Origin of the sequence: Mesorhizobium sp. M0136, from assembly GCF_040322515.1 — a bacterium.
Taxonomy (GTDB): domain Bacteria; phylum Pseudomonadota; class Alphaproteobacteria; order Rhizobiales; family Rhizobiaceae; genus Mesorhizobium.
In genome coordinates this window covers 123,218-132,008 of sequence record NZ_JAMYTP010000018.1, presented here as the reverse complement: position 1 = coordinate 132,008, position 8,791 = coordinate 123,218, and the positions used below count along the sequence as shown (strand labels likewise).

Here is an 8,791-nt window from a genome sequence, read left to right as displayed (position 1 = left end):
GCTGACCTTTCGGCCAAAATATGGATGCCAGCGATAATGAACTTCCAGTTCGTCCCCGACATGGGCACAATGAACGGGTGATGGCTCTCGGTAGAAAGTCCTGGCTGTTCTGCGGTTCCGATCGTGGCGGACAGCGCGCTGCCGTTCTCTACAGCCTGATCGTCAGCGCCAAGTTGAATGACGTCGACCCTCAGGCCTGGCTCGCCGATATCCTGGCGCGCATCGCAGCCCACCCAGCACAGCGGATCGATGATTTGCTGCCGTGGAATTGGAGATCCGCAAAACTGCGGACCCAACCAGCGGCGGCCTGATCATGCAGCGCAATAAGGTGCATCACGTCTACACCGTCGAACGTGTCGCCAGGGACCTCGGCGTCAGCGAAGCGCTCATCCAGGACCTGCCCCTCGGTCTCGAGCCCGAGGACGGCGTCATCTGGGTGTACGGCGCCAACGATGACGACGGGATCTTGGCCTTCACCGATGAAGGCATCGAGGAAGTCAAACTCCTCCTCGACGAATATCATCGCGTCTCCCCATCGAAAGCTTGACCCCAGCACCGCGGTGCTCAGGTGCTCATGGCCGCCGGATACGCACGCCTGCGGTCTTCACCGGACGGACACTATTCGTCCTCGGCGAGAGCGTTAATGTGAGGGCTGTCACGCCAAGGCGGGAATGTCGAGAATGAATGGCAGCACACGGTCGCCATTGCCAGGTCACGACAAGCGAAGCTGGCTGACAGCTATTCGCGACCGTCGAAAGGCACGCAGAGGCCCATGGCAGTTGCTGCCTCGAGGATCGCCTCGGTTAGTTCTTCGTCGGAGGCCACCAAATAAGGCGCAGCCTCCCGAGCTTCGCGTAGTGCCGCTTTGATCGAGACCGTGTCGCGACGGTCCGCCCTGTTGAGGAGTACAGTGATTGCTTGCTCTAGAAGCGGACCGACCCTTTGCGCGACGCTCATCCAGCCCTCCCCAGCGACACGCCGAAGGGGAATCTACTCACTTCCTGACGGACATCAACGCCATGTACGAATCGTACAATTGTACGGTGCTAGGCCGCGACAGTCAGGAATCTTTGTAGAATTTCTGTGGTGGGGATCGGACACCAGCTCGCGAAGACCCTCATGCTCCTCCTCGATCCTATTGACGCGCCTCGAGCCGCCTTTCTCCCACAATCCCAGGTCGGTCTGTCCTGACGTACACCGCAGGCGAGAACCAATGGGTTGCCATGAGGCTATTCGCGAAGATCGAACCCGACGAACAGGCCAAAGGCTGGGGCAACATTGACAATAAGCTCCACCAGCTCGCAGTCAGTTTCCGCCAGATGTGGCCCGTCTCGGCGCACCGCTGCGATAGTCTCTTTGACGGAGATGATTTGGCCGCGACGGGCTTGTAGGATCAGCTCGTGAACAAGGTGTTTGGCAGTCACTTTGTCGGGTCGGCAGTTCGTCCAAACGTTCATACAAGGCCTCCCACCTCAGCGAGAACCCAAGGGAACATTCATGATCCTCTGTCGAGAAAAATCAAGCAGAATGTTTGATTACTTCTGAGTGGGAATCAGGGGGAGAAGCCACGAAGCGAGCTTCTATATTCTTTGACCTGACGCTCAGCCAGCGGCTAGGGACCTTCTTCCGTCGGGCCCTGTTTGGCCCGATCAATAGCCGCAAGTAATGACTGTAGGGTTGGCGGCAGTTCTGGTTCGACCTCCAGATTTAAGAACGTTTGTACGTGATGACGATAGCCTTCGGAACGGATCAGTTTCCGAAACGCTTCGGAGACAGACTGATGGTCTGCTTTGTTGCTCGTTGTCATGTTCGGGGAGTCCGACCAATGAGCCGCAACTCGCCCGCAACGAATGGGTTCCATCAGGAGGTCGGAATATTTGGAGAAATTTCTGAGCGGTAGCTGGCTCGCGCGAAGACCCCCCGTGCCCCCTTCGTTTGCCGCAGCATTAATCCTCGCTCTTTGAACTGAAGATTCGTGTCGGTCTGGGTCGGTGAACGTTGGAATGCTTCTGTCCGATGTTTGCTCACGCTGTGATGTAGGGCAGGCTCTTGCGGGACGGTGCCGCAAGGCCGCGAAAATGAAACGCCGGCCCCGTTCAACCCGCGCGACCTCCCTCAAAGCTGGGGGGATTGATCTTCATCAAGCGGTCTGCGGCCTCCGCCGCAGTTCGTATCCTGCTGCACAGCGCGAGATTTTCGGCCAGCATTTCTTCAGTGCGTTGAAGCGCGAGCTCGGTCCGGTGGATGCTGCCTGGCATTGGCAACTTCCGATGTCAAAAGATCGGCCGCCATCCCGTGGCCGTGGGGTTCCGTAGCGTCCATAGGTTTCTAATATGGGGGCCGATATCGTTCCGTGATGTCGGGCGAAACGGCGGGCCGCAGAAAAGCGCGATGGGCCGCATGACCAATGCGCTCCCTGTCAAAACAGCGCCAGAAACAGCCGAACGGCTTCGGCCGCTCTACATCCCACGGGCAGAGGCGATCACGGTCCAGAGGGCCATTGATCTGTTCAGACACGACTACAACGTAAGCGAAGACACACTCAGGCGGCAGGTGATCAAGCACCGTCTTCACAACCAGAGAATGCCCGGTGCTCCGTCGAGAATAAGTGCTCCCGGTTTGGTTATGGCGCTCGCCGGCGATGACGACGCGGTTGAGGCAGGACGATCGCGAGCACCCGGACCTAACTCGGTATTTCAAGCGGCTCGGCATCCCGCGACCCTGACTTGCTATCAAAAGTTATGGTCGCGGCGACTGTCTAAAGTAGACATTAAGTAGATGTCGCGGCCCGACAGAGCCCCACACAAGAGCGAACCGTTGCTGCCTTGCGCATCGCCCTCTAGGCCGCCGGCGTCGAGTTCATCCCGCAGAACGGCAGCCGCGCCGGCGTGAGGCTCCGCAAACCTTAGGCCTTAGACTCGTTACTGCGCAGCCACTTTCGCCATCGGACGAAGCGGTTGCAACAGGTGGTGCGCGGCCCATAGCGCTGAGGCAGGTCGCGCCATGGAGCACCGGAGCGCAGCACCCAGAAGATGCCGTTCAGCACGCGCCGATCATCAACACGCGGCACACCTCGTGGCTTGTTGGGTAGACGCTTTATTCCATTGCTGACCATTGTCCAAAAGCGCTGTTAACCAAATTTTCTCACCCGCCAATGCTTATTCGCGCGACTGAAGGGGTGAGGTGATCGATGCGTGATTCAAACATTAGCGCGTTTCCGCTGCATCGGCGGCGGAAGTTGGTCGAAGGGATCGCCCGGATCCTGGAATCCAAGAACGGGGAGGACGCGAACGCCTTCTGGCGCAACACCGCCAAGGCAATTCTCGTTCAACTGTCCGAATCAGGAATTGCACCCGGGGTCGCCGAACAGGAAGTTGGAACGCTTCTTCATGCTGTCTTAGGCGATATCGCCACCCGCAGTGCTGCGAAACTTGCACAATAGCATCGGCTCACGATGAGGGATTGCCGCATAGAGACGCCCCGGGGCTCCACAAGCGTAGCACCACTGCATCCGTCAAACGCAGGTTTCTCACTGCGGATGAAAAGATAGCCGCGTTCGTCGAAATCATGCGCGCGAATGTGCTCTCGGGCGAGATACGGTTCCGCCTCGCCTGTCCGGCGTTCATCGACCAAATCGAGGTAGGCGATGCCGAAACCCGCGTTCATGGAAGGCCGACGGACCTTTTCCACGAGCTGAACCCGCAAAACCAATGAGCCGCCGTTGAGTTCCACACTGCCTTTTATGCGACTTTCGAAGCACAAAAGGCGAACGTCGTGTGTTTTCTGCGTCAATAGCCCTGCCCGCTCCGCAGCCCCGGCGAGCATTACCAATAGCTGCTTTGAAGGCCGATTGCGGGCTGTCCGCCGCGCCCAACCTAGCCCAATATTCCGCGCTGCATTTCGCTGCGCTAACGACGGCGCAAGGCGGCAATCTGATTAAACAGCTTAATCACTTCCTCGACATCATCCGGACTTCCGTCCCAGACCTTCAGAGCGCTGCCAATTATGCGTCCAGCGCCCTCGGTGTACTGGCCCTGCGGAAGCGTTACACCCAAAAACGTGCAAATTTGCACAACATTAGGATTCGGTGTTGCGAACTGCCCACCTAATATGCGGCTTAGACGGCTGGGGTGCATCCCGCTCAACCGCGCTGCATTTGCTGCGGAAAGGCGCCGATCGGCCAAGGCAGTCCTGATTTCTCTCGCGATTCTCGTTGCTTCTTCAGTTGTAAGCCTCATCGATTTCGCATAGGATAGAAATTGCAAATTTGCAAGTTCGTTGATCTGTGGTAGCTGAGCGGTAGTTTAGGGGGTGGGTATGGCGTGGAGCAGGCAGCGGGTTACAGCAGTGAAGGTTGATGTCGGGCCCTCGATAATGTTGCACAGTGGCGCCTGGCTGGACCTGCTGTCGCCTCATACCAGCGACTTTACCATCGAGGACATCGCCCACGGCCTTGCGCTTCAGTGTCGTTATGCGGGCCAGTGTTTGGATTTCTATTCTGTGGCCGAGCACAGCTTGCTGGTCAGCGACCTCGTGGAGGAGGATCCATTGGCCGCCTTGCTGCACGATGCCGCGGAAGCTTTCCTTGGCGATATTACGCGTCCGCTCAAGCAGATGCTTCCGGATTACAGGCGGATTGAAACTGAGATGCAGCGCGCGATCGCTGAGCGATTTGGTATTAGCGCTCAGTCAAGCTCGGCAATTAAGCGAGCCGACCTGCGTGTCCTGGCCGCCGAGCAGGCCCAGATCATGCCGGCAGGCACGGACGAATGGGCTAGGCGCGATCGGATTGCGCCCGCCCTAGTAAAGGTACGCTTCCTGTCGCCGCGCGAAGCTAAGAGCGCGTTCCTTCAGCGATATGAAGCCTTGCAATAGAATCATCAGCAGAAACCAACTCAGTCAGGCGTTTCTCAACAAAAAAACTTCGCGTGAGCTATAGATTGAATTGAAATCGATGCGTATCTCTTCGACATGCAGAGCTTGAGTCCTAGGGCTGATGGAAATCGGGGAAGGATTTGGTTCTCTAGTGGCAGGAGGTTGCGCTGAAACCAATTTTCTTGGCGTCCGGTCCGCTTGCGGTCGGAAAATCGATGTTTACCGAGCAATTGACGTCACGTTTCGACGCGAAGCGCGTATCTACACGGGCGCTATTGCTTCGCGCTAGCGATACCGATGATCGCGACGCACTGATCAAGCTTGGCGACAAGCTCGACATTGAGACCAACGGAAAGTGGGTCCTCGAGCAGTTTCTGGCTGAAACGAACGGGGCTCCGGCGGATCGGATCTGGCTGGTGGATGCGGTCCGGACGCTGGACCAAGTTAAGTACTTCCGCGACGAATTCGGTGACAGGGTCGTTCACGTCCACCTCACTGCACCGATTGGTGTGTTGCGCGAGCGTTACCTGGCACGCAAGGCGGAGATCCGGGAGTTCAACAGCTACGACGAGGCACGCGAGCACGGGGCGACGGAAAGCAAGATCGAGGCGCTCGCTGAAGTCGCTAACGTGGTTTTGGAAACCCACCGTTCTAGCCCCCGATCGTTGCTAGCCCAGGCAACTGCGGGACTGGGCCTGTTCCCCCGCGAGGTTGCCCGGTGTGTCGACGTTTTGGTCGGTGCTCAGTACGGAAGCGAGGGGAAGGGCATATCTGCGCCTTCATCGCCAGGGATTACGATGTTCTTATGCGGGTAGGCGGACCTAATGCCGGGCATAAGGTGGCCGATCCCAAATACGACTACATCCAGCTGCCCTCAGGAACGCAAAGCAACCCTGATGCGAAGATCCTGATCGGCGCCGGCGCAACCCTCTCAGTCAAGCAGGTGCTCAAGGAGATTACTGACCTCAAGCTCACCGAAGACAGGCTGTCGATCGATCCGCAGGCCATCATCATCGAGGACAGCGACATCGCACAGGAAGCGGGCACCCTCGAGGTGATCGGCTCGACGAAAAAGGGCGTCGGAGTTGCTACGGCAAGGAAAATCTTAGGGCGAGACGGCAACGAGTACTGGGGCAGTAAGGTCCGCCTCGCCAAACAAATCGCGGAATTTAAGCCGTTCATTCGTGACACCAAGGTCGAGCTCGAGAAGGCTTATGCTGCCGGCAAGTCGGTCCTCCTCGAGGGCACTCAGGGAACCGATCTCAGCCTGCATCATGGGGAATACCCATTCGTAACCTCGCGCGAGACAACAGCGTCCGGTTGCCTCGCCGATGCTGGCATAGCACCAACGAGAGTCCGACGGGTGATAATGGTTATGCGGACCTACCCTATCCGCGTTGGCGGCACGTCGGGGCCGATGATGCACGAGATTACGGTCGAGGACATTGCCGCGCGGAGCGATATTCCGGCGGCGGACCTACATAAGATCGAAGTTGGCACCGTTTCCGGAAAGGAACGCCGCATCGCCGAGTTTGACTGGGAGCAGGTGCGACGCGCCGCCAGCATCAACGGGGTAACCGATATCGCGCTGACCTTCGCCGACTATCTCGGGATCGACAATCGCAAGGCGAAAACCTTCGAGGAACTCAACGCGACCACTAGGCACTTCATCGAGCGGGTGGAGAAGGTCACCAACGCCCGCGTCTCGCTGATTTCCAAGGACTTCGGGAAGGACGCCATCATCATTGACCGGCGGCAGTGGAACTGAGGAGCTGCCGGTGCAGGAAAACGAACTGATCAGCATCTATCCGCGGCTGTACCACATGGCGGAGGACGGTTCGTTCCCGTCGATCCGTAACCACGGGCTGATGAGCGCGTCAGCGCTCCTCGATGCCTATGGGATTTCTGGCGACCAGCGACTTGCCATTGAGGAGAGGCTGCGGCCCGAGAGCGTCGATATCGCAAAGGATGGGCTGCCTAACGCCGTCATCCGCGACAACAAGCCGATGAGCGACAGCGCGCTGCAGAAGTGCCTTCAGGACGGGCTGACACCGTTTCAATGGTACAAGATACTCAATAGCAAAACCTTCTTTTGGCTGCACAAGAAGCGGTTGCACAGGCTTCTGGCAGCTAAGGCATATCGCGATCGGCCGCACACAATCCTGACGTTTGACACTGCGTCCTTGGTCGCCGCCCACCGCGACAGTATCCTCCTCAGCCCGATAAACAGCGGGTCGACTATCATGAATCCCCAACCGAGGGGCAAGGGCACGTTCGTGAAGATTGCCGACTATCCGTTTGCCGAGCGAAGGAAAACGAGACCCCTGGAAAATGCCTTGGTCGAGCTGACCGTCGCCTACAGCGTCCCGGACGCCGCCAGTCACCTTTTGGCAGCGCAACGCGTGAACGGCGACGAAATCGAGGACCTGTGGCGGAGGCCAGGCAGCCATCCGCATGAGGGCGTCTAGGCTGGCACTGCTAACCTGGCTGGTCGCTTGGCCTTTCGGACTAGGTCGGCCAAGTGACTAGTAAGTCCGATCTCGCCTTCAATCTTCACCCCTGCATCGGCTGGCATGTCATGCAGGAATGTTCGCAGTGCCTCGAGCCCTTCGGCCGCTTCGAAGGTCAGCCAGTGGGCCGCCTCTCCCGGCACCAGAACGGCCTGTGACGTCTGGGTCGCGCCGCGATGGAGCTGTACCACCCAGACTGTCTGACCGTCATAGACCCACTCGAAGCGCACGGCTCCAAGCGAGCGGGACAACATGTCGTAAACCGCGTCGATCTGCTCGGCGACCGCAGATGGCAGCTCTTCGGGGTGATCGATACCCAGCATCAAACCATCGCCCTCACCGGAGCGACCCTCCACGAGCAGGGTCCCATCGATCGTGACAATGGCAGCGCCTGAATAGGCAGCCGGTACCGCGGCCTGGCAAATTACGGAAGCGATGGCAGTGTGGTTGGGATCCTCCACGGACATAAGCTTGAATGGGTCAGTCCAGCCCTTGAGGGTTGTGTACCTTCCTGGCTCTGGCTCATGCGGACAGGTGCGGATCCAGACCTCGTGGCTTCCCGTCGGCTGTCCGAAGGTGAATGGGGCAACGCGCCGCCCGAAGACAGTGGTAGCTGGCACATTTGCGCCTGCGAGCTCGGCCATGAGCAGACCGAACGCCTTGTCACCGATATGTCGGCTGAAGCGGTTGGGCCAGTTCATGCTGGCAGTCGCCGCCACCGTATTTTCGGGCTCCGACTCCCAGCATAGCGTGTGGCTGTTCTTCCATCCGCGTGGCCGAGGATGAATGCTGAACTCGAGCCGTCCCTGGCTCTGCATCTTTAGCTCAGGTCGAAATCCATAGACCTTCGTGAGCAGGTCAAGCGCCCAGGGCACGGGTAGGGAGGCCACTCCGGGCTTCTCCACGCACCGCGGTGTGTCATCAGGAGCGAACTCCATGATGCCGCCCTGGATCACCCCGGAAACCCCACCATCATTGATATCGATGGTCTCATTGGCGATCACGAACAGGCCCGATGAAATTAGCCGCTTGAGTCCGGCGAGGGCTTCCTGCACGTCACGTATCCCGTAGACAAACTCTTTGCTCCGCGGACTGTCCGGGGCGTAGCTGCGCAGATTTATCGAGGCATCCACACTCGCGGCCAGCAGCGCGGCAAGTGCCTCTTGAGCATCCCCGAAGTGGTGATTGGGAGGGTAACCGAAGACTCGCGAGTAACTCTGAGAGAAGGCCCCACCGTACGTGGGAACGAAGCTGATGAATTGCGCAACATTCCCCGCCCGAGCCAACGCGTCCAGCGATTCATCCTTGCGAAAATTCAAAGCGATACCCATTCCAGTTTCTTCATGGCAACAGCAAGCCGTCCCGGTAATGGGCACATACTAGGCCTTCGCGCCACATAGGCGAGC

General features: G+C 58.5%; 11 protein-coding genes and 2 pseudogenes. 7 read left to right on the top strand and 6 right to left on the bottom strand.

Annotation, left to right across the window (positions count from 1 at the left end):
• Positions 1 to 74 precede the first annotated feature (74 nt).
• Together NKJ35_RS21780 and NKJ35_RS21775 are read left to right on the top strand one after the other, a co-directional pair.
• Positions 75 to 311, top strand: a pseudogene (locus tag NKJ35_RS21780) (transposase domain-containing protein); the annotation flags it as partial.
• A 2-nt stretch (positions 312 to 313) separates the two neighbouring features.
• Complete coding sequence (locus NKJ35_RS21775; protein WP_502904662.1) at positions 314 to 547, top strand: hypothetical protein; 234 nt, start codon at positions 314 to 316, stop codon at positions 545 to 547.
• Positions 548 to 738: 191 nt separating this feature from the next.
• Here the strand turns inward: NKJ35_RS21775 and NKJ35_RS21770 are convergent, their stop codons facing one another.
• The 4 genes and pseudogenes from NKJ35_RS21770 to NKJ35_RS21755 form a co-directional block, all read right to left on the bottom strand.
• Entirely contained in the window at positions 739 to 957 is a 219-nt protein-coding gene (locus NKJ35_RS21770) for a hypothetical protein (protein ID WP_023680942.1), read from the bottom strand.
• 272 nt (positions 958 to 1,229) lie between these two features.
• A complete protein-coding gene (locus NKJ35_RS21765) occupies positions 1,230 to 1,457 on the bottom strand; it encodes a hypothetical protein (RefSeq protein ID WP_352458909.1) in 228 nt (75 codons plus the stop codon).
• 639 nt (positions 1,458 to 2,096) lie between these two features.
• On the bottom strand, positions 2,097 to 2,258 hold the full coding sequence (locus NKJ35_RS21760) for a hypothetical protein (RefSeq protein WP_352648376.1): 162 nt from the start codon (positions 2,256 to 2,258) through the stop codon (positions 2,097 to 2,099).
• A 677-nt stretch (positions 2,259 to 2,935) separates the two neighbouring features.
• Positions 2,936 to 3,115 (bottom strand): annotated as a pseudogene (locus NKJ35_RS21755) (transposase); the annotation flags it as partial.
• 75 nt (positions 3,116 to 3,190) lie between these two features.
• On the opposite strand from NKJ35_RS21755, the gene NKJ35_RS21750 reads away from it, so the two are divergent.
• Positions 3,191 to 3,442, top strand: coding sequence for a DUF6074 family protein (locus NKJ35_RS21750; RefSeq protein ID WP_352648378.1), 252 nt, complete (start codon positions 3,191 to 3,193; stop codon positions 3,440 to 3,442).
• Positions 3,443 to 3,908: 466 nt separating this feature from the next.
• On the opposite strand, the gene NKJ35_RS30950 is transcribed toward NKJ35_RS21750, so the two are convergent.
• The gene (locus NKJ35_RS30950; RefSeq protein WP_502904661.1) at positions 3,909 to 4,238 is read right to left on the bottom strand and encodes a helix-turn-helix domain-containing protein; all 330 of its coding nucleotides are present in this window, start codon (positions 4,236 to 4,238) and stop codon (positions 3,909 to 3,911) included.
• Between the two features lie 109 nt (positions 4,239 to 4,347).
• Between NKJ35_RS30950 and NKJ35_RS21745 the strand changes: the two genes are divergently transcribed.
• From NKJ35_RS21745 to NKJ35_RS21730, 4 genes are all read left to right on the top strand, one after another.
• On the top strand, positions 4,348 to 4,875 hold the full coding sequence (locus NKJ35_RS21745) for a hypothetical protein (protein ID WP_352649485.1): 528 nt from the start codon (positions 4,348 to 4,350) through the stop codon (positions 4,873 to 4,875).
• 215 nt (positions 4,876 to 5,090) lie between these two features.
• A complete protein-coding gene (locus NKJ35_RS21740) occupies positions 5,091 to 5,690 on the top strand; it encodes a nucleoside/nucleotide kinase family protein (RefSeq protein WP_352649484.1) in 600 nt (199 codons plus the stop codon).
• Complete coding sequence (locus NKJ35_RS21735; RefSeq protein ID WP_352649483.1) at positions 5,681 to 6,643, top strand: adenylosuccinate synthetase; 963 nt, start codon at positions 5,681 to 5,683, stop codon at positions 6,641 to 6,643. Before NKJ35_RS21740 ends, NKJ35_RS21735 begins: the two co-directional genes overlap by 10 nt.
• Complete coding sequence (locus tag NKJ35_RS21730; protein WP_352649482.1) at positions 6,621 to 7,343, top strand: DUF7002 family protein; 723 nt, start codon at positions 6,621 to 6,623, stop codon at positions 7,341 to 7,343. Before NKJ35_RS21735 ends, NKJ35_RS21730 begins: the two co-directional genes overlap by 23 nt.
• On the opposite strand, the gene NKJ35_RS21725 is transcribed toward NKJ35_RS21730, so the two are convergent.
• Positions 7,340 to 8,716: a hypothetical protein gene (locus NKJ35_RS21725; protein WP_352649481.1), complete on the bottom strand. Its 1,377-nt coding sequence runs from the start codon at positions 8,714 to 8,716 to the stop codon at positions 7,340 to 7,342. The two genes, NKJ35_RS21730 and NKJ35_RS21725, sit on opposite strands and share 4 nt — an antisense overlap.
• Between the last annotated feature and the right edge of the window lie 75 nt (positions 8,717 to 8,791).

Coding starts and splice junctions, on each gene's coding strand:
- NKJ35_RS21775 (WP_502904662.1), top strand. CDS start 314: ATGCAGCGCAATAAGGTGCATCACGTCTACACCGTCGAACGTGTCGCC.
- NKJ35_RS21770 (WP_023680942.1), bottom strand. CDS start 957: ATGAGCGTCGCGCAAAGGGTCGGTCCGCTTCTAGAGCAAGCAATCACT.
- NKJ35_RS21765 (WP_352458909.1), bottom strand. CDS start 1,457: ATGAACGTTTGGACGAACTGCCGACCCGACAAAGTGACTGCCAAACAC.
- NKJ35_RS21760 (WP_352648376.1), bottom strand. CDS start 2,258: ATGCCAGGCAGCATCCACCGGACCGAGCTCGCGCTTCAACGCACTGAA.
- NKJ35_RS21750 (WP_352648378.1), top strand. CDS start 3,191: ATGCGTGATTCAAACATTAGCGCGTTTCCGCTGCATCGGCGGCGGAAG.
- NKJ35_RS30950 (WP_502904661.1), bottom strand. CDS start 4,238: ATGAGGCTTACAACTGAAGAAGCAACGAGAATCGCGAGAGAAATCAGG.
- NKJ35_RS21740 (WP_352649484.1), top strand. CDS start 5,091: ATGTTTACCGAGCAATTGACGTCACGTTTCGACGCGAAGCGCGTATCT.
- NKJ35_RS21735 (WP_352649483.1), top strand. CDS start 5,681: ATGCGGGTAGGCGGACCTAATGCCGGGCATAAGGTGGCCGATCCCAAA.
- NKJ35_RS21725 (WP_352649481.1), bottom strand. CDS start 8,716: ATGGGTATCGCTTTGAATTTTCGCAAGGATGAATCGCTGGACGCGTTG.